Source organism: Enterobacter sp. H2G27, assembly GCF_054403075.1.
The window spans coordinates 252,900-275,887 of the sequence record NZ_JBSVSI010000001.1; the positions used below are offsets into that span (position 1 = coordinate 252,900).

Consider the following 22,988-nt stretch of genomic DNA (forward strand, 5'->3'; position numbering starts at 1 on the left):
CATGTTTGATTTACTCCTGCGCCGTGCACGCCTTGCCGACGATACCCTGACCGATATCGCCATTCAGGACGGGAAAATCGCGGCGCTGGGCGAGATTGTCGCCCCCGCGCATAAAACGGTTGAGCTGAACGGCGACGTGTTCGTCAGCGCAGGCTGGATTGACTCCCACGTTCACTGTTACCCGAACTCCCCGATTTACCACGACGAGCCGGACAGCGTGGGTATTGCCACCGGCGTCACCTCCGTAGTGGACGCGGGCAGTACCGGTGCCGACGACGTGGATGATTTCTATAAAATCACCCGCAGCGCCTCCACCGAGGTATTTGCCCTGCTGAATATCTCCCGCGTGGGGCTGATTGCCCAGAACGAGCTGGCCAACATGGCGAATATCGACGCTGACGCGGTGAAGCAGGCGGTGAAGCGCCACCCTGATTTTATCGTCGGCCTGAAGGCGCGCATGAGCAGCAGCGTGGTCGGTGAAAACGGCATCACGCCGCTGGAGCGCGCGAAAGCCATCCAGAAAGAGAACGGCGACCTGCCGCTGATGGTGCACATCGGCAACAACCCGCCGAACCTCGACGAAATTGCCGAGCTGCTGAGCTCCGGCGACATCATCACCCACTGCTACAACGGCAAACCCAACCGCATTCTTACGCCCTCCGGCGAGCTGCGCGCCTCCATCACCTCCGCCCTGAAGCGCGGCGTGCGTCTGGACGTCGGTCACGGCACGGCGAGCTTCAGCTTTGAGGTGGCGAAACGCGCCATCGCGATGGGCATTCTGCCGCACACCATCAGCTCGGACATCTACTGCCGCAACCGCATCAACGGCCCGGTGGGCTCGCTGGCAAGCGTGATGTCGAAGTTTCTCGCCATCGGCATGTCGCTGCCGCAGGTGATTGACTGCGTGACTGCGAACGCCGCCGACGGCCTGCGCCTGGCGCGCAAGGGCCGCATTCAGCCGGGTCTCGACGCCGACCTGACGCTGTTCAAGCTTAAGCGCCAGCCGACGGTGCTGACGGATGCCGAAAACGACAGCCTGCAGGCTGAACACATTCTTGTGCCGCTTGCCGCGATCCGCGCGGGCAAGGGCTACATGACCGAACAAGGGAGCACGGAACATGCCTTCGATTTATGAGAAGTACAACTTAAAGCAGGTGATCAATACCTCCGGCCGCATGACGGCGCTGGGCGTCTCCACGCCGCGCCCGGAAGTGGTGCAGGCGGCGATGGACGGCATGAATCACTATTTCGAGATGAAGGATCTGGTCAATAAAACCGGGGAATACATCGCGAAGCTGCTGGATGTGGAAGGCGCGACGGTGGTTTCCTGCGCGTCGGCGGGCATAGCCCAGTCGGTGGCGGCGGTGCTGGTCAAAGACAGCGACTGGCTGCTGGAAAACCTGCACGTGACCCCGATTGAGAACAACGAAATCGTCCTGCCGAAAGGCCACAACGTAAACTTTGGCGCGCCGGTGGGCACCATGGTGGCGCTGGGCGGCGGCAAGCTGGTGGAGGCGGGCTACGCCAACGAATGCTCTGCCGATCAGCTGGCGGCGGCGATTACCCCGCGCACGGCGGCGATCATGTACATCAAATCTCACCACTGCGTGCAGAAAAGCATGCTCAGCGTCGAGCAGGCGGCGGTTGTCGCACGTAAACACGACTTGCCGCTCATCGTCGATGCCGCGGCGGAAGAAGATCTGCACGTGTACTACCGCGCCGGCGCGGACCTGGTGATCTACAGCGGTGCGAAGGCGATCGAAGGCCCAACCAGCGGGCTGGTGATCGGCAAGACCCAGTACGTTGAGTGGGTGAAGCGCCAGACGGCGGGGATTGGCCGCGCGATGAAGGTGGGCAAAGAGGGGATCCTCGGCCTGACCTGCGCCATCGAACACTACCTGACGGCCACTAAAGAGAGCGGCGCCGAGATGGTGGCGAAAATGACGCCGTTTATCGAGGCGCTCAACACCCTGAACGGTGTGACCGCGCGCGTGGTCTGGGACAGCGCCGGACGCGATATTGCCCGCACCGAGATTAAGTTTGACGAAGTCACGACCGGCGTCGGCACGGGCGATCTGGTGGCGAAGCTCAAGCAGGGCGAGTACGCCATTTACTTCCGTGGCTACAAGGCCAACGAAGGGATAATCGAAGCGGACGTGCGCAGCGTGAATGCTGACCAGCTGAACATCGTGTACCGCCGCATTAGCGAAGTATTAGGACAGGAGAAAAACGCATGAAACTGACCCCCAACTTTTACCGTGACCGCGTCTGTCTGAACGTGCTGGCTGGCTCAAAGACCAACGCCAGCGCCATCTATGAGGCGGCGGAAGGCCACGTGCTGGTGGGCGTGCTCTCCAAAAATTACCCGGACGTGGCGAGCGCTGTTGCTGATATGCGCGAATACGCGAAGCTGATTGAAAACGCGCTGTCTGTTGGGCTGGGCGCGGGCGACCCGAACCAGTCGGCGATGGTGAGTGAAATCTCCCGTCAGGTACAGCCGCAGCACGTTAACCAGGTTTTCACCGGCGTGGCCACCAGCCGCGCGCTGCTGGGGCAGAATGAGTCCGTGGTCAACGGTCTGGTCTCTCCGACCGGCACCGTCGGCATGGTAAAAATCTCCACCGGCCCGCTGAGCAGCAAAGCGCCGGACGGTATCGTGCCGGTTGAAACCGCGATTGCCCTGCTGAAAGATTTCGGCGGCAGCTCCATCAAATACTTCCCGATGGGCGGCCTCAAGTGCCGTGACGAGTACAAGGCGGTAGCGGAAGCCTGCGCCCGCCACGACTTCTGGCTGGAGCCGACCGGAGGTATCGATCTGGAAAACTATGAGGAGATCCTGCAGATCGCCCTCGACGCGGGCGTGAGCAAGATCGTCCCGCATATCTACAGCTCGATTATCGATAAAGCCAGCGGCGATACGCGTCCGGAAGACGTGCGTACGCTGCTGGCGATGACGAAGAAGCTGGTTAAATAAAACTAAACCGCACACACCTGAAGGAGCCACCATGCACACCCGTACCCTGCTTGTCGCTTCACTCTCAATGTTCGCCACCGCCGCTGTCGCCCAGACGCAATACGCCTGGGTGGGCACCTATAATCCGAACGGTGAAGGGCTGTACCGTTTTACTGTTAACCCGCAAACCGGCGCGCTGAACGATAAAACGCTGGTGAGCAAACTGCCGAATGCGGCGCAGTTGACCCTTTCACGGGACGGCAGAACGCTGTATCTGGCAAGCGAAGTGGAGCAGGGCGTGGTGCAGGCGCTGCGCGTCGGCGATAACGGTGAGCTGAGCGAGCTGAATCAGGTGGCCTCCGGCGGTGCGGGGCCGGTGTATCTCTCCCTGACGCCGAACGGCAAGCATCTTCTGGTGGCGAACTACGTCAGCGGATCGATTGCCATTTTACCCGTCAACGCAGACGGCAGCCTGGGTGACGCCACGGACAAACGTCAGGATCAAGGCGAACCGGGCGCGGCGAAGCCGGAAGCTGCCGTCGAGGGCAGTTTCGCGATCAGCGATCATAACGGCCCGCATGCGCACATGATCGCCGCCGATCCGAGCGGGAAATACGTGTTTTCGACCGATCTTGGGCTGGATCGCATCTATCAGTACCGCTTTGACGATCGGACAGGAAATCTGACGCCGAACGATCCGCCGTTTATCAGCTCCTCCTCAAAAGGGGCCGGGCCGCGCCACTTTGTCTTTACGCCGAAGGGCGATGCCCTGTGGCTGATTAACGAAGAGGCGTCTACGCTCACCCATTATACCGTGAACGCCAACGGCACCTTAAAAGAGGGCAAAACAATTTCAGCCCTGCCTGAAGGTTACAAAGGCACCAGCTTTGCTGCCGGTCTGGCGTTAAGCGCCGACGGCAAACAGCTGTATGTGGCTAACCGTTTGCATAACAGCATCGGGCACTTTACCGTAACGGCGGAGGGCACGCTGACGCATCAGGATGACGTGTGGACGCGTGGTGATTACCCGCGCACCCTGACGCTCGATAAGCAGGGACGCTGGCTGTACGTCATGAACCAGCGCAGCGACAACATTACCCGTTTCCGCGTGGCGCAGGACGGGAAATTGAGCTTCGAACCGGACTATACCCCGGTCGGCAGCCCATCCCAGATGGTCATTTCACCTTAAGCCGTAAGAGGACAACGACGTGCGATTTCCGAACCAACGTTTAGCGCAACTTTTCGAACTGTTGCAAAACGAGACGCTGCCGCAGGACGAACTGGCGCAGCGGCTGTCGGTTTCCACGCGAACCGTCCGTGCCGATATCACCGCCCTGAACGCGCTGCTGGCAAGCCACGGCGCGCAGTTTATCTTGAGCAGGGGCAATGGCTACCAGCTCAAAATAGATGATGCCCAGCGCTACCAGCAGCTGCAGGCATCCCACCCGCGCGCGCTGCGTATCCCCCGCACCGGGCCGGAGCGCGTGCATTATCTGGTGGTGCGTTTTTTGACCTCGGCATTTTCTCTTAAGCTGGAGGACCTGGCGGACGAGTGGTTCGTCAGCCGCGCCACGCTGCAAAGCGACATGGCGGAGGTGCGCGAGTGGTTTCATCGCTATAACCTGACGCTGGAAACGCGTCCGCGCCACGGCATGAAGCTGTTTGGCAGCGAGATGTCGACCCGCGCGTGCCTGACCGATCTGCTCTGGGAGCTTGCGCAGCAGGACAGCCTGAATCCGCTGGTGACCGACGTGGCGCTGAATGCAGGCGTGGCGGAGCAGATGGTGCCCGTGCTGCACGAGGCGCTGACGCGTCATCACATCCGTCTGACAGACGAAGGCGAGCTGTTCCTGCGCCTGTACTGCGCGGTGTCGGTGCGGCGCATCAGCGAGGGCTATCCGCTGCCGGAATTCCACGCCGAAGACGTGGAAGAGAACGTGCGCGAGGCGGCGAAGGATATCGCCGTCACTATCCAGCAGCTGGCGGGCAAAGCGCTTTCACCTTCGGAGGAGAGCTGGCTGTGCGTGCACATTGCGGCGCGGCAGATTCAGGAGATTGCCCCGAGCGCAATTAACGCGGATGACGACGAAGCGCTGGTCAACTACATCCTGCGCTATATCAACACCCACTATAACTACAATCTGCTGAGCGACGCGCAGCTGCACGCGGACCTGCTCACGCACATCAAAACCATGATCACCCGCGTGCGGTATCAAATTATGATCCCCAATCCGCTGCTGGATAACATCAAGCAGCACTACCCGATGGCGTGGGACATGACGCTGGCGGCGGTGTCGAGCTGGGGCAAATACACGCCGTATGCGATCAGCGAAAACGAGATTGGCTTCCTGGTGCTGCACATTGGCGTCGGGCTGGAGCGCCACTACAACATCGGCTACCAGCGCCAGCCGCGCGTGCTGCTGGTATGCGACGCCGGTAACGCGATGGTCCGCATGATTGAGGCGGTGCTGCAGCGTAAATATCCGCAGATTGAGGTGACGCGCACGCTCACCCTGCGCGAGTACGAGGTTGCGGAAACCATTGGCGAAGACTTTGTGATAGCCACCGCACGCGTCAGCGAAAAGTCGAAACCGGTAGTAACGATCGCCCCGTTCCCGACCGACTATCAGTTAGAACAGATTGGCAAACTGGTGCTGGTGGACCGCACCCGCCCGTGGATGCTGGATAAATACTTCGACGCGGCCCATTTCCGCATTATCGACAAGCCAATCGATCAGCAGACGCTCTTCCGCGAGCTGTGTGAACAGCTTGAAGCAGAAGGCTTTGTCGGCGCGGAGTTTCTGGATTCGGTTGTTGAACGTGAAGCTATTGTCAGCACCATGCTCGGCGACGGCATCGCGCTCCCGCACTCCCTCGGCCTGCTGGCGCAGAAAACGGTGGTCTACACCGTGCTCGCCCCGAACGGCGTTCAGTGGGGCGACGAAACCGCTCACGTCATCTTCCTGCTCGCCATCAGCAAAAGCGAATACGAAGAGGCGATGGCGATTTACGATATCTTCGTCACCTTCCTGCGTGAACGGGCGATGTCGCGGCTCTGTAGCTGCAGTGACTTTGCCGAATTTAAGGCGGTGGCGATGGAGAGTTTGAGTCGGTTTTGAGGTAAGGGCGGATGGATAACATCCGCCTTTGATCAACGCAAATGATGTACAACCTGGTTACTGCTGCCGCGCCAGATCAAAGCCGGGTCTTTTAAATCCTGCACGAACTTGCCGTCGACCAGCACGTTAATCAGATCCACCACTTCCATCTGCTGCGTATTCAGTTCATCCAGCCTGTAGCCTGTCCAGACCCAGATATCTTTTCCCGCACACTCTGCACGAATGCGCTTCACCAGCTTCAGGATATCCGGCACGTTTTGCGGGTGCAGCGGATCGCCGCCGGAGAGCGAAATTCCCTGGCGGTGAATGCGCGTGTCGTTCAGGTCGCTGATGATTTTATCTTCCATCTCCGCGGTGAACGGCATGCCGGAATTGAGTCGCCAGGTGCTTTTGTTGTAGCAGCCGGGGCATTCGTGGATGCAGCCTGAAACAAACAGGGTGCAGCGGGTGCCGGGGCCGTTGACGATGTCGACAGGGTAGTACTGGTGATAGTTCATAGCGAATAACCACGCCGGGTGGCGCTGCGCTTACCCGGCCTACAAAAGAGAGCGGTCCGTAGGCCCGGTAAGCGCAGCGCCACCGGGCATTAACGTGGCTGAGGATTAACCGATCTGCCCGTTCCCCAAATGCTTGACGCGACGCTTCACCTCTTCCTGCTTCCCGGCGTTAAACGGACGCGCGTCCGGGCTACCGAGATAGCCGCACACGCGACGGGTCACGGAGACGCGAGCAGCATCGTGGTTGCCGCATTTCGGGCAGGTAAAGCCTTTACTGGTACATTCAAACTCGCCGGTGAAGCCGCACTCGTAACACTCATCAATTGGCGTGTTGGTCCCGTAATACGGCACGTGCTGGTAGCTGTAATCCCACACGTCTTCCAGTGCCTTCAGGTTGTGCTGAATGTTCGGGTATTCGCCGTAGCAGATGAAGCCGCCGCTGGCGATCGGCGGATACGCCGCTTCGAAGTCGATCTTGTCGTACGGGTTGACCTTCTTCTCGACGTCGAGGTGGAAGCTGTTGGTGTAGTACCCTTTGTCGGTCACGCCTTCCACAATCCCGAACTCGGCGGTGTCCAGACGGCAGAAGCGGTCGCACAGGTTCTCGCTCGGCGTGCTGTAGAGGCTAAACCCGTAGCCGGTTTCCTCTTTCCACTGGTCTACCGCGTCGCGCAGGCGCTGAACGATGGCGATCCCTTTTTCGCGCAGGGCTTCGCTGTCGTACATGTGCGTGTCGCCAAACAGCGCGTTGATGGTTTCGTGAATGCCGATGTAGCCCAGCGAAATGGACGCGCGACCGTTTTTGAAGATCTCGGATACGTCATCGTCCGCCTTCAGGCGCACGCCGCAGGCCCCTTCCATATAGAGGATCGGCGCGACGCGGGCTTTCACCCCTTCCAGACGGGCGATACGGGTCATCAGCGCTTTGCGCGCCAGCTGCAGACGTTCATCCAGCAGTTTCCAGAACTCAGCTTCATTACCTTTCGCCTCCAGCGCGATGCGCGGCAGGTTGAGGCTGATGACGCCCAGGTTGTTGCGCCCGTCGTGGATCTGCTCGCCGTTTTCATCCTCGTACACGCCGAGGAAGCTGCGGCAGCCCATTGGCGTTTTAAACGAACCGGTCACTTTCACAACCTGGTCGTAGTTCAGGATGTCCGGATACATGCGCTTGCTCGCGCACTCCAGCGCCAGCTGTTTGATGTCGTAGTTCGGATCGCCAAACTTGTGGTTTAGGCCGTCGCGAATGGCAAACACCAGTTTTGGGAACACCGCGGTTTTGCGGTTTTTACCGAGGCCGGAAATGCGGTTGCGCAGGATGGACTGCTGAATCAGGCGCGATTCCCAGCTGGTGCCCAGGCCAAAGCCGAAGGTCACAAACGGCGTCTGGCCGTTGGCGGTGTGCAGCGTGTTCACCTCATATTCCAGCGACTGGAAGGCGTCGTAGCATTCTTTCTCGGTGCGGGAATGGGCGTAGCCGTCAGCGTCCGGGATCTGCCACTCTTCGGCCGTTTTACGGTGCTTGTTGAAGCTTGCCGTCACGAACGGCGCCAGCACTTCATCAATACGGTTAATGGTGGTGCCGCCATAAATATGGCTGGCGACCTGGGCGATAATCTGCGCCGTGACCGCGGTGGCCGTGGAGATTGATTTTGGCGGTTCAATCTCGGCGTTACCCATTTTAAAACCATGGGTCAGCATGCCTTTCAGGTCTATCAGCATGCAGTTGAACATCGGGAAGAACGGCGAATAGTCGAGATCGTGGTAGTGAATTTCGCCGCGCTCGTGCGCCGAGACCACGTCGCGCGGCAGCAGGTGCTGACGGGCATAGTGTTTGGCGACGATACCGGCCAGCAGGTCGCGCTGGGTCGGGATCACTTTACTGTCTTTGTTGGCGTTTTCATTGAGCAGGGCAGAGTTGGTCTGCTCTACCAGACCACGGATCTCCTGGTTCAGACGACCGCGCTTCTCGCGCTGCACGTCACGATCGTGACGGTACTCAATGTAGGCGCGTGCCAGCTGCTTGTAAGGCCCCGCCATCAGCTGGTTTTCAACCGCGGTCTGGATCTCATTGATATCGACCTGGCTGCGTTCGTTCATCTGGCTGCTAACGACTTCTGCGACGGTGGCGCAGTAATCTGCGTCATCGACTCCCGCTGCTTTAGCTGCACGCAGAATGGCTTCCTGGATGCGCTCTGATTTAAACGGCACTTTACAGCCATCACGTTTCATCACATGCGGTGTCATGATCACTCCATTTTTTGAAAACAGGTTATCCACAGAGGTGGAGAAGACTTCTCCGGGCGTATTCCCCGCCAGGCCAAAGACTTCCCGCGTTCCCAGCTCGTGTTATCCACAGTTCCGGCCAGCGTAAGCGCCGTCTTGTTGTTGGAATAGTAGACGATAAATACAAGATGTTGGGTCGGCGTGCATTTTAAGTTCTACATATAGTGATTTGCATCAAACATGTTTGCGATTTATTTGATTCAGAACAAAGTAAAAAGACGAGAGTACAAACGACGGGCGCTTCAGCGATTGTAAAGGCGCGAGAGAAAAATCTGATTAATTATTTAGCAAAAACAAGCGCTCAGCACAGTGTGTGCCGAGCGCTATTCGGTTAACTTAACCCGCTGGCCCAACTCAATCCTGCCTGCAGAAAGGCTGCGGTAGCGATACTGCCCAGAATGAGCGGAATGAGGAAGGTATTTTCGGAGGGCTCATCCTCGTTCGGCGGCTCTTCCGTATTCAGTGCGGACATTACCTCTTCCCGTGTGCGTGCCGCCAGAATCTGCTCACGCACCCGGTCTTCCGTTAATAAACAGGTCAACGTCGTCAGCAATTGCATATGGGTACTGCCTGCTTCCGCTGGTGGAATGGCGAGCAGGAAGACCATTCTCACCTCTTCATCACCTTCCAGACCTGGCCAGCGTATCGGTTCATCGAAGAGTGCCAGACAAAACGCCGCCTGCTGCACCGCCTGGGCTTTTCCGTGTGGGACAGCGAGCGCCTCACCCAGCGCGGTAGGACCTTCACTTTCGCGTTGTAATACGCTCTGGATAAACGTCTCTCGATCGCTGATAATTTTTCGCTTTGCGAGCGGCTCGGTGAGCCAGCGTATCAGCGCTTCAGGCGTACGGTATTGCGGGTTGATAAAAACCAGATCGGGATGCGTCAATGCAAGCAAGTTCATATTAAGCCTCAATTAAAAAATCGCAGGTCGCGGAAGGGAGGATCGCCGTTACCGGTTGTACGGGCTCTTCCAGATAGTTGATCTGACGAAGCCCCGCCAGACTTGCCGGGACCGGAACGGGCTTCTTGCCGGCGTTAAATACGCGGACGACCGTACCTGGCGACTGCTGCGCATGGGGCAGGGCAGAGAGAATGAGCGGCTCCGGCAGGTTCAATAATGAGAATTCTGCCGGAAGCCTTCGGTCGGGCAGATGCAACGAAAAGCGCTCAAGACGGTGATCGAGCGTGTGCAGCGTCTGACGTTGATAGGTGAAGGGCTGTCCGGCCGCCTGATTTTCCAGCTGGCGAAGCGTAAGATGCCCGGCGTTGTCGGCCAGCGCGACGGTGAATGAAAAGCTCAGCGGTTTCAGCAGCTGGGCATCGGGGGTCTCAACCACCGTATTATTAATGCCGGACGCCCGGCCCGGTCGCCATTGGAGATCGCTGCGTCCCAGCACGCCCGTTGATTTAAACAAGGTCAGGGCGATCGCCGCTGGTTCACTGCCGATAATTTGAAATTCCTTCATACCGCGGCTGTTCACTACCAGCGCTTTGCCCGCTTCCGCGACAGCAATAATGCCCTCGGTGGTTTCGATATCCACGGGCATCTCGCGATAGCGCTCCTGCCAGTTTTCACCTGCACACCCTGTTTCGCGCTGAATTATCGCGAATGGCTGTGAAGCGATCGCGTGACGGGTATGAATATCGCTGCCGATCAGTAAACGAAGTCGGTGATCGCAGTGGTTGTTTTCCAGAGAAGCCTCGACATACAGGTTCGGATCGCCATGGCGTAATTCGCAGACGAAACGAATGGATAACGGCGTTCGGGCCGCATCCTGACGGCTGGCGAGATCCTGCGGAAGAAGCATTGTGGCTTTGAAGGTCAGCTTTTCGACAAGCGGCGTTTTCACGCCGCTGAGGAGCGTAAAATACGAACAGCGCGTCGGCGTGTCGCCCGCAAGCGGTGAAAAATCGTAGCTGTCGCCCGCGTCCGCACAATCTTCGAGAGTAAAGAAAGAGGGGATGCGTCTGCCGCTGCGTTTGTCTTCCAGGATAAGCGTTCCGGCGTCAAGTGTCAGTCGATAATGCGCATTCTCTATCTCGCTGCTCTTTGTCTGCTCAGGCTCCCGTAGAGGCGCACGGCCATCTTCAACATTAACGCTGAGATAGCCGAGCGGCGGAAGAACCGGTGTCTTTACCGCCACGTGCCAGCGGTAGTAAGGGGGAAGGGATGTCTCACGCTCGCCTTCGGCGGTAAGAGAGATCGCCGTTCCGCCGGGCAGAATGTCCTTTTTCAGGACGTCGAAGGGGATGGGCTGCCCCTGATACGTCAGGGCGATATTATCAGCCCGGCTATACAGGGTGGTTATCACCACGCGCTGCGTTGGGATGGCCAGCGGGTTGAAAATCAGCAGGTCGCCTTCCCGAGCGCAGGCGGCGGCCAGCATTTTCACCACCAGATTCCACAGGCTGTGGCACAGCTGTTCGGTTTGCTCCAGCCGATGCAGTATGTCGCGGTTGGTGGCATCGCTATTACAACCGCCGATGGAGTCGTGGGCATGGCTTCGCAAAAGCTTTTTCCAGAGCGTATCGACGAGTGAGAGATTGACCGGGATCCCCTGATGACGCGCCATTGCGATTGTCGGCTCCAGCTGTCGCAGGATAAACTGCTCAACCTCATCATTTTTCTTTTTGATGTCATAGCGCACGGAGCCGATCGTTTTATGGATGCGGGTGTAGCGCGGCGATTTCAGCTCCCCTTCCCAGCGTTCAAACTGCTCACGCTGCGCACGCAGAATGTCGACGTAGCGCTCCAGCGAGCTGATGACGTAGCGGTCCTGGTCCGGGGAGCTTGCGCTGGCGACCTGCAGGATTTTTGGCAGTGCCGGGTCGATGCTGACCTGATCGCCGCCGCAGGGCAGGAGCAGGTCGTTGATACCGGCACGTGAACGCAGAAGATTGACCATTGGGTAGATTTTGCCCTGCAGATGGCTCGCTTCGGAATCCATGTTTTTGGCCGCACCATAACCAAACGCCATCGCGCAGGCGATAACGGTCGCCCCTGATGGCGCGCGCCAGAGGAACTGGCTGCTTTTAGCTTGTTTGTCGTGATCGATACCGCGCCAGAAGACGATGTTGTCGATATTGCAGCCCTGCAAAATCGTGGGCATCTGCGCATTTTGGCCGAAGGTATCAGGAAGATACCCGACCTGCATGGCGTGCCCCAGCTTCCGAGCGGCGAAGATGCCGTACTTAAGATTGCGGATAATGGATTCGCCATGCACGTTGTAGGTGTCCGTCTGGGTATACCATGGTCCCACAAAGATCCTTTTCTCTCTGACCAGCGTTTCCAGCCTGACGCGATAATCGGGATTGATGGCGAGAAAATCCTCCACTACCGCCATCTGTCCGTCAAGGTGATAGCAGCTGTAAGCCGGATCCTTCTCCAGCGTGTCGATGACCTCTGCAAAGTTATATGACGCCAGCACCATGCTGTCCTGATGGGTGAAATACCACTCCTGATCCCAATGCGTGTGGGCAATGACGTGGATCTGATTCATGACGTTCCCCTTACCCGGCGTTCTTTGGGCTGACATAAAGCACGCCCAGGGCGCAAATCAGTGCGCCAACAAAAACGCTCGCCAGGTAGCCCACCACATTGGTTGCCAGTGGCCAGCCCCAGATGGCCGGCAGAGGCAGCGTCTGCTTCACGCCGAGTGCAATGGCGACCAGCGCGCCGGCAACGGCACCGGTCATGAACACCGGGATCAGGCGTGGATTTTTCAGGATAAATGGGATCGCGCCTTCGGAGATCCCAATCACGCCCAGCAGCAACGAGGTACTCCCGACGGTTTTTTCTTCCCGGCTGAAGACATCCGGTAATCCAAAGCGGCCGTTGAGAAACGCCGCAAAGCCGACGCCAATTGAGGGGATCACGATGGAGAGTTCGCGGGCGGTGAGATCAAACGTTTCGCTCATGCCATTCAGGCCGAGCGCGACCGAGCCTGCCGCCTTGTTGACCGGACCACCCAGGTCGAACGCGGTGCCTGCGGCGATCATCGCGGAATAGAATCCGCGCCCGGTGTCACCTGCTGAGGTAAAAAAGACCACCATCAGCTGGTTAAGCGAGCCAAATATGGGGTTAATCAGGTATTCCATGACCATCACCAGCGTAATGCCGGTGATCAGCGGGACGACCAGCATGGTTTTAATGGTGGTGAGCTGCTGGCGGACGTGAATCGAATCATTGAGCCAGCGCACCAGATAGCCCACAAAAAAGCCAATGCCAATCGCGCCGAAAAAGCCGGACGGCATAAAGCCTTCGATATCAAAGAAGCGCTTGTAGACTTCGTCGGACATGATGCCGCCGATAAGCCCAGGGATCAGCGCCGGTTTACCGGCAATCGAAAACGCCAGAAACATGGCGAAGACCGGGTACATGAACTTGATGGTCATAAAGCCCACTTTATCCAGTACGCTGAATGGCGAATGCTCAATGTTAATAAACTGGCCGGTAATTTTGGCCGCTGCCATCATCAGCCCACCCATAACCACCACCGGCAGCATGTAGCTGATGGCCGCCATGATATGGCCGATAAAGACCTGGTAAGCCGAACGCGGAATATCGTCTTCGTCTGTTACGCAGGTCGAGGTGACGTTTTTTTCCATGGCTAGCGCCTGACGCAGATAGCGATCGGTATGCTTGATGAGATCTTGTGTTCGGGTCTGAAGGTGGGGAATGTTTTCAAAACGCTCGGCATCCTGAATGGGGACGTCGGTTGCCAGAATAATGGCCGTGGCGGAGGCGATATCCTGCTTTGTTAAGCGGTTTTTAACGCCGTCGCTGCCCTGCGTTTCGACCTTTACCTCGATATTGTGTTCTTTAGCCCACGCAATAATTTTATTCGCCGCCATAAAGGTGTGTGCAATACCTGTCGGGCAGGCCGTTACCGCGACAACTTTTCGTTTCGTCATTGTCATAATTCCCTGGATGTGAAAACAGGGAAAGTATAAAGAGAACATAAAGCAGTTTTTAACGTATTGCTAATACTAATTACGTATCGTGATACGCGTAAATGCAATGTGTGAAGCGCCTTCCAGAGACTATTTTTCTGCTGTGCTAATATCATGCCGGGATTAAACAGGGCGTAATTTATGAATTCATTTCAGGGAAGTGAACGTTTGATATTTGAATACATTCAACATCACGCGGGTAATATTTCTAATATATCGGCAAAAGAGATAGCCCGTGATACCTATACTACGACAACATCCGTTAATCGTGTGTGTAAAAAAATGGGGTATAAAAGTTATACCGAACTTCGGTATCGTTTTTTGCGCGATCATTTTACACCCGTGCCTTCAGCATCCGGCGTAGGGACACAGGCGGACGATATTGTGGCGGAGGTGTCAAGGTTGCTCACCCATTCCAGCCATATCTATCTGTACGCACGGGGTGCCTCGCTCACCAGTCTCAACTACCTGTCGCGTTTTTTATCGCTGGCGAGCCTGCCGCACCTTATTTTGAATGACATGCACCAACTGACACGAGTATCGAAGGGAACACTGGTGCTGATCAGTAAATCCGGGGAGACGCAGTCGCTGATTGAAATGGCGCGTAACGCGCTGCGCAAAGGGTTAAAGATTATTGCGATTACCCGCGAAGGATCGACGCTTGCTGCAATCTCAACGTTATGCTGGCCGTTACCGATCGACATTAACGCGGTATCGCTGTATCAGCGGGAAGGGCAGCTTGAACTGTTAAGCGCCGTGGACCGCATCGGCTGCAGGCTGCTGCAGCACGATACGGTGTAGTCAGGCTGTCAGAGCTGCTTCACTATCCCCAGACGTACGGCATAGTCATTTTCATGATTGCCATCAGCAGTGATGTACGTTTTATCCAGAGAAACCAGTTCGACGTAAGGCGTCCAGCCCTCGTCGAGTTTGTAGTTGAATGCGATAGTGTGTTCCCAGTAGGTGTCATCCCCGGTTCCCTGATCGACGTTATCCTGCCAGCGGAAGCGCGGATTGTAGGACATACCGAATTTGCCGATGTTATACGCGAACCAAATGTCGAACTGGTGTGACTCGCGGCGGGTATAGCCGTTGCCGTCTAGTTTTCTGTCACTGTGCGCATCGTTTACGGTGTTATAACGATAGCGGGCAGAAAGGTTCAGCCCATTATCGAACGCTTTCCAGCCCTGAATGAAAGGGCGGTAATGCGTGTTGCTGGCAGTGAAAACCGTCACCAGGCCCGGCGCAACCGCGAAGCCGTTTCCGAGATCGAAGCGCCAGCGCGTTTCGATCTCCTGGGCTGCCTCTGTTACCCCTTTGTCGTTGGGATTGTATCTGTCATTATCACCAAAAAAGGTATCGTTGTGGTTTTGTGCGGCTTCGACGGAGAAGTAAAAACCGTTGTTCGCCTGATGCATGACCTTAATACGTGAATCATTTACGTCTGAGCGCGTATTATGACCAAAACGAAGATCGACGGACGTATTTCCGCACCATCCCTGTGAGCTTAATAATAATGTGCTAATACACGTTGCTTTAATAATTGTCTTTTTCATAATATCCTGCCGAGGTTATTTGATTGGCAGGGCTATTTTTATTTTGGGTACGCCGCGATGTAAAAGTTATCGTCGTACATTTAGCGTATCGCTAAACATAAAAAAGGAGATACAGCATGCCGTATCTCCTGACGTTTATTCCTGCACCCACCAGATGGCTTCAAACGGACGCAATAGCAGCGCATCGGGACGGGAGGAGACTTCCTCGTAGTTGCTGAGTGCGACCCGCCACACTCCTGTCACCGGGTCGGGTTGCCACTGCTGGCGCTCGTGACTCAGGTTTGCCGCAACAATCAGCGTCTGCCCCTGCCAGTGACGGCGGTAACACCAAAGAGAAGGATGTTCCGGCAGGAGATCCTCATAATCCCCCCACGTCAGCACCGGGAGGGTTTTGCGCAGACGAATCAGCGACTGATAGGTGTAGAACACTGAATCCGGGTCGTCCAGCGCCGTACGGGCGTTCACGGTTTCGTAATTACCGCAGACGCCAATCCACGGTTCGCCCTCGGTAAAGCCCGCGTTGTGCGACGCGTCCCACTGCATTGGGGTTCGCCCGTTATCGCGGGATTTACTCGCCAGAATCGCCAGTAATTCATCCGGCTCGCGGCCGCTGGCACGCAGTTCCGCGAACATGTTCAGGCTCTCCACGTCGCGGTAATCGGTGATGCGGCTGAAGTGTGGGTTGGTCATCCCCAGCTCCTCCCCCTGGTAGATATACGGCGTGCCCTGCATGCCGTGCAGCACCATGCCGAGCATCTTCGCGGCGTGAACGCGGTATTCTCCTTCGTCACCGAAGCGCGACACAATGCGCGGCTGATCGTGGTTACACCAGAACAGCGCGTTCCAGGCTTTGTTGTGCATCCCCTGCTGCCAGTGGCGGAAGAGGGTTTTGAGCGCCACGAAGTCCGGCTTCGCCAGCGTCCATTTTTCGCCGCCCGGGTAGTCCACCTTCAGGTGGTGGAAGTTAAAGGTCATCGACAGCTCGCGCCCGTCGAGCGACGCGTACTGCTGGCAGTTTTCCAGCGAGGTCGAGGACATCTCGCCCACCGTCATCAGGTTGCGCGGGGTGAAGACGTCGCGGCTCATTTCCTGCAGATATTCGTGGATGCGCGGGCCGTCCGTGTAGAAGCGGCGGCCGTCGCCTGTGTTATCGTCAGGGAAATCCTGATCTTTCGAAATCAGGTTAATGACGTCGAGGCGCAAGCCGTCGACGCCGCGGTCGGCCCAGAACTCGCACACCTTTTTCAGCTCGCCGCGCACCGCCGGGTTTTCCCAGTTGAGGTCCGCCTGCTCTGGCGCGAACAGGTGCAGGTAATACTGCTCGCTCTCCGCGTGCCAGCGCCAGGCGTTGCCGCCAAACTTGGAGCGCCAGTTATTGGGCAACTGCTCCGGCGTGCCGTCTCGCCAGATGTAGAACTGGCGGTACGGGCTCGCTTTGTTCAGCGACTCGCGGAACCAGGCGTGCTGCGTGGAGGTGTGGTTAAACACCATGTCCAGCACGATGCGAATGCCGCGCGCGTGCGCCTCAGCGACCAGCTCGTCGAAATCATCCAGCGTGCCGTAGGCCGGATCGATGGCGGTGTAGTTTGCCACGTCGTAGCCGTTGTCCACCTGCGGGGAGATATAAAACGGCGTCAGCCAGATGGCGTCGATACCGAGGGTTTTCAGGTAGTCCAGACGCTTCGTCACGCCGCGCAGATCGCCGGTGCCGCTGCCGGTGGTGTCCTGGAAACTCTTTGGGTAAATCTGATAGATGACGCCGTTCTGCCACCAGTGAGGAAGGGTATTCATAATGCGTTCCTGCAAATGCGAAGGGGCGCAACTGCGCCCCGAAAGAAAAAGTTAAACAATCTGCAGCGAGCCCTGACGGAACTTACGCTGGTAAATCACGGTGGTGAGCGCCATTGGGACGATAATGGCGATGGCCATTGCGAGGGCGAACACCTGCCAGTAAGCGGGCTGGATGGAGAGGATGCCCGGCAGGCCGCCGACGCCAATCCCGTTTGCCATTACGCCGTTCAGTCCGCACACCAGGCCAGCCAGACCGGAACCGATCATCGCGCAGAGCATCGGGAAGCGGTATTTCAGGTTGATACCGTACATCGCCGGTTCGGTGACGCCGAGGTAGGCGGAGATGGCCGCCGGAACGGAGATCTCGCGTTCGTTGTGCTTGCGGCTGACGATAATGATGCCGGTCACCGCTGACGCCTGAGCAATGTTAGACAGGGCGATAATCGGCCAGACCGGTGTGCCGCCGAGGCTCTGGATCATCTGCATATCAATGGCCAGCGTGGTCTGGTGCACGCCGGTGATTACCAGCGGGGCGTACAGGAAGCCAAACAGCGCGGCACCGATTGGCGCGAAGCTGCCGGTCATCAGGTGACGCACCGCGAAGGCCACGCCGTCGCCAATCATGCGGCCAAACGGACCGATAAAGGCGTGCGCCAGAAACACCGCCAGGATCAGCGAGCAGACCGGCACCACCACCAGATAGAGGTAATCCGGCACGATGCGTTTCAGGCGCGTTTCAATAAAGCCCAGCGCCAGGCCCGCCAGCAGGGCCGGAATGACCTGAGCCTGATAGCCCACTTTGGCGATGGTAAACAGGCCGAAGTTCCACACCTCAGGCACCTGCTGACCAAGTAAGTAAGCGTTCATTAACTGTGGAGAGACCAGCGTGACGCCCAGCACGATTCCGAGAATCGGCGTGCCGCCCATTTTACGCACCGCGGACCAGCAAATCCCGACCGGCAGATAGAAGAAGATCGCCTCGCCAATCAGCCACAGGAAATCGTAAACGGTTTTCAGCGCCGGATACATCTGCGCCAGGGTTTTACCGTCGCTCATCGGCACATCGCCGATGACGTTACGGAAGCCTAAGATCAAGCCTCCGCTGATCAGCGCGGGCAGCAGCGGGAAGAAAATTTCCGCGAAGTGGGAAATCAGCTGCTCGTGCCACTTCATGTTCTGGCGCGCGGCCTTCTTCGCCTGCTCTTTATCGGCGGAGGAGTGCCCGGTTGTCGCCAGCAGAGCCTGATAGTAATCGCCCACTTCGGTACCAATCACGACCTGGAACTGACCGGCGTTGGTGAAGCAGCCTTTGACCATGGAAAGTTCTTCAATGGCCTTCGGGTTGGCTTTGGCCGGATCGTTCAGCACGAAGCGCAGGCGGGTAATGCAATGGCTGACGGTGGCGATGTTTTCGCGGCCGCCGACCAGGACGATCAGCCGATCGATATCTGCTTGTTTGACTTTACTCATCATGAAACCTCATGACAGATGGTGAGGGGGGTAATGACCTGAGCGCAAGCCTACTCCTTCAGCGTGGCGGCGAAAATGGGAACGTTCCCGAAATCGGGCGAAGATCACAATAATCTGTTTTATGGCGATTACGAAAGGTGAGCGGGAATGACGATCTGCCGCGGCTCAGCGCGCCCGTTGATCTGCTCGATCAGCTGCGCGGCGGCCTGTCTGCCGGATTCGGCGTAGCCCGGATCGACGGTGATGATCTCCGGGTGCAGAAACTTCATCAGCGGCGTGCTGCCGACGCTCGCCACCTGCAGGTTATCGATACGCTGCTCCTGCAGATATTTGCTGGCACCCAGTGCAAGGGTATCCGTGGCGCACACCAGCGCGGTGGTCTGCGGCGTCAGTACGCTGGCGACCTGCTCGTAGCCCTGCTTCATGCCCAGACCCGGCAGGGAGGCCACGGCGGAAAGATTGTGCTTTTTGCAAAAGGCCAGGTAGGCCTCATGACGACGCTTGCCGGTGGTGACGTCCGCGTGCGGGACGCCGAGGAAGCTGATGTGGCGATGGCCTTCGTCAAACAGGCGCTGCATCAGGGTGATAATCGCGCCCTCGTCGTCATAGCAGACGGAGGCAAACCCGTGGGCATCGCGCGCCAGCAGCACCAGCGACGGCTGCCAGGGTTTTAGCATCTCGTCTTTGATGCCGGTAAAGCCGAACAGCACCACGCCGTCAATGTTGCGCCGCTGGAGCATGCCCAGATGCTCTTCCACCAGCTGTGGCGAGAACTGGCTCTCCATCATGATCGGATCATATCCCTGCTCGTAGAAGGCGGGCAGCATCGTCTGCACGGCGAGGTTTTCAGACAGAGAGTCCAGACGCGAGACAATGATGGCGACGACTTTGTCACTCTGCCCGCGCATGGCGCGCGCGGAGCGGGAAGGGGAAAAACCGTGCTGATTCATAACCGCCTCGACGCGCTCGCGGGTGCGTTCGCTGACGCCGCTTTCGTTATTCAGCACGCGTGAGACGGTCGATTTCCCCACGCCGCTTAAACGCGCGATGTCTTTAATCGTAAGACGGTTCTGCATGCTGTATTCCCTGTAACAACGACGATGTAGTGAATTGAGCCTAATGCTATAGCGCGATTTCGCTATGGGCAAAGTCTGGTTTACGTTCGGTTTATTTGCAGGGGGGTATAATACCGCCCGAATCGTCATAAAGGGTATGCCTAAATCCCTGGACTGCGCGGCGACACCCTGTTTTTTACTTACCGGAGGCTTCATGGATCCCGATCCCACACCTCTCCTGAACGGGAGAATGCGTTCTTTCCGGTAAGCCAGCTTTTGCTGTCTCACCGGCGTGAGGCAGCAACGTCTTAAACGTTCCTGCTTGAAAAATTAAGTGCCTCTCAGGTACGGCTTTGCCACGCCTGAAGGAATTGCTGCGTCCGCATTCGCGGATGCGGAGGAATGACTATGTTTAAAAATATCACCCGGCAGCTGCAGGCCCTGCTGAGCCGCCACCTGCCACACCGTCTTGTTCAGCGCGACCCGCTGCCTAATGCCAAAAACATGGCGGGGGCGGCGATCCCCGCGTCCCTGACCGAACGCTGCCTGAACGTGGCGGCGATGGATGAAAACGAAGTCTGGCGCGCCTTTGGCGGACACCCGGAAGGGCTGAACGCGTCAGAAGTGGAAAAAATCCGCGCCGTGCATGGCGATAACCTCATTCCGGCGCAAAAGCCGTCTCCGTGGTGGGTGCACCTGTGGCTCTGCTACCGCAACCCGTTCAACCTGCTGCTGACCGTGCTCGGCCTCATCTCCTACGCGACGGAAGATCTGTTTGCCGCAGGCGTCATTGCCCTTATGGTCGGTATCTCCACGCTGCTGAACTTTATTCAGGAAGCCCGCTCTACCAAAGCGGCTGACGCCCTGAAGGCGATGGTCAGCAACACCGCGACCGTCTCGCGCGTGATTAACGATCTCGGCGAAAACGCCTGGGTGGAGCTGCCTATCGACCAGCTGGTGCCGGGCGATCTGGTGAAGCTGGCCGCGGGGGACATGATCCCGGCGGATTTACGCATCATCCAGGCGCGCGATCTTTTCGTCGCGCAGGCCTCCCTTACCGGGGAATCCCTGCCCGTTGAAAAGGTGGCGCGCAGCCGCGACCCGCAGCAGATGAATCCGCTCGAGTGCGACACCCTGTGCTTTATGGGCACCACGGTGGTCAGCGGTACGGCGCAGGCGATTGTCACCGCCACCGGGGGCAACACCTGGTTTGGACAGCTTGCCGGGCGCGTCAGCGAGCAGGAGAGCGAGCCAAACGCCTTCCAGAAAGGAATTGGCCGCGTCAGCATGCTGCTGATCCGCTTTATGATGGTGATGACGCCGATCGTGCTGCTGATCAACGGCTACACCAAAGGAGACTGGTGGGAAGCGGCGCTGTTTGCGCTCTCTGTGGCGGTCGGCTTAACGCCGGAAATGCTGCCGATGATCGTCACCTCCACGCTGGCGCGCGGTGCGGTGAAGCTCTCTAAACAAAAAGTGATCGTTAAACACCTCGATGCCATTCAGAACTTTGGCGCGATGGACATCCTTTGTACCGATAAAACCGGCACCCTGACGCAGGACAAAATCGTGCTGGAGAACCACACCGATATCTCCGGCAAAACCAGCGAGCGCGTCCTTCACAGCGCGTGGCTGAACAGCCATTATCAGACCGGGCTGAAAAACCTGCTCGACGTTGCGGTGCTGGAAGGGGTGGATGAAGAGTCCGCCCGCACGCTCTCCGGCCGCTGGCAGAAGGTGGATGAAATCCCGTTCGACTTTGAGCGCCGCCGCATGTCGGTGGTGGTGAGCGAGCAGACGGACGTCCACCAGCTGATCTGCAAAGGCGCGCTGCATGAGATCCTCAACGTGTCGACGCAGGTTCGCTATAACGGCGACATCGTGCCGCTGGACGACACCATGCTGCGCCGCATCAAGCGCGTCACCGACAACCTGAACCGTCAGGGGCTGCGCGTCGTGGCGGTCGCGAGCAAGTTCCTGCCCGCGCGCGAGGGTGATTACCAGCGTATTGACGAATCCGATCTGATCCTTGAGGGCTACATCGCCTTCCTCGACCCGCCGAAAGAGACCACCGCACCGGCGCTGAAGGCGCTGAAGGCGAGCGGTATTACCGTCAAAATTCTCACCGGCGACAGCGAGCTGGTGGCGGCTAAAGTGTGCAATGAAGTGGGGCTGGACGCGGGCGACGTGGTGGTGGGGAGCGATATTGAACATCTCTCTGATGACGAGCTGGCGAAGCTTGCCCAGCGTACCACGCTGTTTGCCCGCCTGACGCCGATGCACAAAGAGCGCATCGTCACCCTGCTCAAGCGCGAAGGGCACGTGGTGGGCTTTATGGGCGACGGCATCAACGACGCGCCCGCGCTGCGTGCGGCGGATATCGGTATTTCCGTCGACGGGGCGGTGGATATCGCCCGCGAAGCGGCGGATATCATTCTGCTGGAAAAAAGCCTGATGGTGCTGGAGGAGGGTGTCATTGAAGGGCGCCGTACCTTTGCCAATATGCTCAAGTACATCAAGATGACCGCCAGCTCCAACTTCGGTAACGTCTTCAGCGTGCTGGTGGCGAGCGCGTTTCTGCCGTTCCTGCCGATGCTGCCGCTGCACCTGCTGATCCAGAACCTGATGTACGACGTGTCTCAGGTGGCGATTCCGTTTGATAACGTGGACGACGAGCAGATCCAGAAGCCGCAGCACTGGAACCCGGCAGATCTCGGGCGCTTCATGCTGTTCTTTGGCCCGATCAGCTCCATCTTCGACATCCTGACCTTCTGCCTGATGTGGTTTGTGTTCCATGCCAACACCCCGGAACATCAGACGCTGTTCCAGTCCGGCTGGTTCGTGGTAGGCCTGCTGTCGCAGACGCTAATTGTGCATATGATCCGCACCCGCCGCATTCCGTTCATCCAGAGCCGTGCCGCGTGGCCGCTGATTGTGATGACGGGGATTGTGATGGCGCTCGGCATCGCGCTGCCGTTCTCACCGCTGGCGAGCTACCTGCAGCTGCAGGCGCTGCCGCTGAGCTACTTCCCGTGGCTGGTGGCGATCCTCGCCGGTTATATGGTGCTGACCCAGATGGTGAAAGGGTTCTATGCGCGTCGGTATGGGTGGCAGTAATTTTTTACCCTCACCCTAACCCTCTCCCTGGAAGGGAGAGGGGACCGCTCGGTGCCGCCTTTCCCCCTCGCCCCTTTGGGGAGAGGGGACTGGCTTTCCTCCCAAATTCAACAACCTGTGATCTCCGTCGGCGCATTCGCTTGACGACAAATTGAGCGCATGTTAACAGAATGTTTTGCCTTTATTTGGCC

The 22,988-nt window shown here is 57.8% G+C and carries 16 protein-coding genes; 7 read left to right on the forward strand and 9 right to left on the reverse strand.

The annotated features are described in order from the left end of the window. Position 1 precedes the first annotated feature (1 nt). The 5 genes from ACW9E7_RS01225 to ACW9E7_RS01245 are packed head-to-tail and all read left to right on the forward strand — an operon-like array spanning position 2 to position 6,072. On the forward strand, positions 2 to 1,135 hold the full coding sequence (locus ACW9E7_RS01225; RefSeq protein ID WP_458727112.1) for an amidohydrolase/deacetylase family metallohydrolase: 1,134 nt from the start codon (positions 2 to 4) through the stop codon (positions 1,133 to 1,135). Next, complete coding sequence (locus ACW9E7_RS01230; protein ID WP_458727113.1) at positions 1,119 to 2,237, forward strand: DgaE family pyridoxal phosphate-dependent ammonia lyase; 1,119 nt, start codon at positions 1,119 to 1,121, stop codon at positions 2,235 to 2,237. Before ACW9E7_RS01225 ends, ACW9E7_RS01230 begins: the two co-directional genes overlap by 17 nt. Beyond that, entirely contained in the window at positions 2,234 to 2,974 is a 741-nt protein-coding gene (gene dagF, locus ACW9E7_RS01235; protein ID WP_458727114.1) for a 2-dehydro-3-deoxy-phosphogluconate aldolase, read from the forward strand. Before ACW9E7_RS01230 ends, dagF begins: the two co-directional genes overlap by 4 nt. Before the next feature lie 31 nt (positions 2,975 to 3,005). Continuing rightward, positions 3,006 to 4,142, forward strand: coding sequence for a lactonase family protein (locus ACW9E7_RS01240; protein WP_458727115.1), 1,137 nt, complete (start codon positions 3,006 to 3,008; stop codon positions 4,140 to 4,142). A 19-nt stretch (positions 4,143 to 4,161) separates the two neighbouring features. After that, on the forward strand, positions 4,162 to 6,072 hold the full coding sequence (locus ACW9E7_RS01245; RefSeq protein WP_458727116.1) for a BglG family transcription antiterminator: 1,911 nt from the start codon (positions 4,162 to 4,164) through the stop codon (positions 6,070 to 6,072). 32 nt (positions 6,073 to 6,104) lie between these two features. On the opposite strand, the gene nrdG is transcribed toward ACW9E7_RS01245, so the two are convergent. From nrdG to ACW9E7_RS01270, 5 genes are all read right to left on the reverse strand, one after another. Beyond that, positions 6,105 to 6,569 carry an anaerobic ribonucleoside-triphosphate reductase-activating protein gene (nrdG, locus tag ACW9E7_RS01250; protein WP_271368990.1) on the reverse strand — a complete coding sequence of 155 codons (465 nt, stop codon included), beginning with the start codon at positions 6,567 to 6,569 and terminating at the stop codon, positions 6,105 to 6,107. A gap of 105 nt (positions 6,570 to 6,674) precedes the next feature. Further along, positions 6,675 to 8,813 (reverse strand): anaerobic ribonucleoside-triphosphate reductase, encoded by a 2,139-nt coding sequence (nrdD, locus tag ACW9E7_RS01255; protein WP_008501397.1) that lies wholly within the window; start codon positions 8,811 to 8,813, stop codon positions 6,675 to 6,677. 370 nt (positions 8,814 to 9,183) lie between these two features. Beyond that, a complete protein-coding gene (locus ACW9E7_RS01260; protein WP_458727117.1) occupies positions 9,184 to 9,756 on the reverse strand; it encodes a fructose PTS transporter subunit IIA in 573 nt (190 codons plus the stop codon). 1 nt (position 9,757) lies between these two features. Then, positions 9,758 to 12,355, reverse strand: coding sequence for a glycoside hydrolase family 38 N-terminal domain-containing protein (locus ACW9E7_RS01265; RefSeq protein ID WP_458727118.1), 2,598 nt, complete (start codon positions 12,353 to 12,355; stop codon positions 9,758 to 9,760). A gap of 10 nt (positions 12,356 to 12,365) precedes the next feature. Beyond that, complete coding sequence (locus ACW9E7_RS01270; protein ID WP_248175279.1) at positions 12,366 to 13,769, reverse strand: fructose PTS transporter subunit IIB; 1,404 nt, start codon at positions 13,767 to 13,769, stop codon at positions 12,366 to 12,368. A gap of 180 nt (positions 13,770 to 13,949) precedes the next feature. On the opposite strand from ACW9E7_RS01270, the gene ACW9E7_RS01275 reads away from it, so the two are divergent. Continuing rightward, positions 13,950 to 14,609, forward strand: a complete 660-nt coding sequence (locus tag ACW9E7_RS01275; RefSeq protein WP_133293658.1) for a MurR/RpiR family transcriptional regulator — start codon at positions 13,950 to 13,952, stop codon at positions 14,607 to 14,609. Positions 14,610 to 14,617: 8 nt separating this feature from the next. Here ACW9E7_RS01275 and ACW9E7_RS01280 read toward each other — a convergent pair whose 3' ends face one another. The 4 genes from ACW9E7_RS01280 to treR form a co-directional block, all read right to left on the reverse strand. Continuing rightward, complete coding sequence (locus tag ACW9E7_RS01280) at positions 14,618 to 15,364, reverse strand: oligogalacturonate-specific porin KdgM family protein (protein ID WP_133293659.1); 747 nt, start codon at positions 15,362 to 15,364, stop codon at positions 14,618 to 14,620. A gap of 135 nt (positions 15,365 to 15,499) precedes the next feature. After that, a complete protein-coding gene (gene treC, locus ACW9E7_RS01285; RefSeq protein WP_458727119.1) occupies positions 15,500 to 17,155 on the reverse strand; it encodes an alpha,alpha-phosphotrehalase in 1,656 nt (551 codons plus the stop codon). 51 nt (positions 17,156 to 17,206) lie between these two features. Next, positions 17,207 to 18,625 carry a PTS trehalose transporter subunit IIBC gene (gene treB, locus ACW9E7_RS01290; RefSeq protein ID WP_458728360.1) on the reverse strand — a complete coding sequence of 473 codons (1,419 nt, stop codon included), beginning with the start codon at positions 18,623 to 18,625 and terminating at the stop codon, positions 17,207 to 17,209. Between the two features lie 128 nt (positions 18,626 to 18,753). Then, complete coding sequence (gene treR / locus ACW9E7_RS01295) at positions 18,754 to 19,701, reverse strand: trehalose operon repressor TreR (protein WP_032651468.1); 948 nt, start codon at positions 19,699 to 19,701, stop codon at positions 18,754 to 18,756. Between the two features lie 387 nt (positions 19,702 to 20,088). Between treR and mgtA the strand changes: the two genes are divergently transcribed. Beyond that, complete coding sequence (gene mgtA / locus ACW9E7_RS01300) at positions 20,089 to 22,797, forward strand: magnesium-translocating P-type ATPase (RefSeq protein WP_458727120.1); 2,709 nt, start codon at positions 20,089 to 20,091, stop codon at positions 22,795 to 22,797. Positions 22,798 to 22,988 lie beyond the last annotated feature (191 nt).

Excerpts from the sequence above, each read along its gene's own strand:
- ACW9E7_RS01225 (WP_458727112.1), top strand. The coding sequence starts at position 2 with ATGTTTGATTTACTCCTGCGCCGTGCACGCCTTGCCGACGATACCCTG.
- ACW9E7_RS01230 (WP_458727113.1), top strand. The coding sequence starts at position 1,119 with ATGCCTTCGATTTATGAGAAGTACAACTTAAAGCAGGTGATCAATACC.
- dagF (WP_458727114.1), top strand. The coding sequence starts at position 2,234 with ATGAAACTGACCCCCAACTTTTACCGTGACCGCGTCTGTCTGAACGTG.
- ACW9E7_RS01240 (WP_458727115.1), top strand. The coding sequence starts at position 3,006 with ATGCACACCCGTACCCTGCTTGTCGCTTCACTCTCAATGTTCGCCACC.
- nrdG (WP_271368990.1), bottom strand. The coding sequence starts at position 6,569 with ATGAACTATCACCAGTACTACCCTGTCGACATCGTCAACGGCCCCGGC.
- nrdD (WP_008501397.1), bottom strand. The coding sequence starts at position 8,813 with ATGACACCGCATGTGATGAAACGTGATGGCTGTAAAGTGCCGTTTAAA.
- ACW9E7_RS01260 (WP_458727117.1), bottom strand. The coding sequence starts at position 9,756 with ATGAACTTGCTTGCATTGACGCATCCCGATCTGGTTTTTATCAACCCG.
- ACW9E7_RS01265 (WP_458727118.1), bottom strand. The coding sequence starts at position 12,355 with ATGAATCAGATCCACGTCATTGCCCACACGCATTGGGATCAGGAGTGG.
- ACW9E7_RS01270 (WP_248175279.1), bottom strand. The coding sequence starts at position 13,769 with ATGACGAAACGAAAAGTTGTCGCGGTAACGGCCTGCCCGACAGGTATT.
- ACW9E7_RS01275 (WP_133293658.1), top strand. The coding sequence starts at position 13,950 with ATGAATTCATTTCAGGGAAGTGAACGTTTGATATTTGAATACATTCAA.
- ACW9E7_RS01280 (WP_133293659.1), bottom strand. The coding sequence starts at position 15,364 with ATGAAAAAGACAATTATTAAAGCAACGTGTATTAGCACATTATTATTA.
- treC (WP_458727119.1), bottom strand. The coding sequence starts at position 17,155 with ATGAATACCCTTCCTCACTGGTGGCAGAACGGCGTCATCTATCAGATT.
- treB (WP_458728360.1), bottom strand. The coding sequence starts at position 18,625 with ATGAGTAAAGTCAAACAAGCAGATATCGATCGGCTGATCGTCCTGGTC.
- treR (WP_032651468.1), bottom strand. The coding sequence starts at position 19,701 with ATGCAGAACCGTCTTACGATTAAAGACATCGCGCGTTTAAGCGGCGTG.
- mgtA (WP_458727120.1), top strand. The coding sequence starts at position 20,089 with ATGTTTAAAAATATCACCCGGCAGCTGCAGGCCCTGCTGAGCCGCCAC.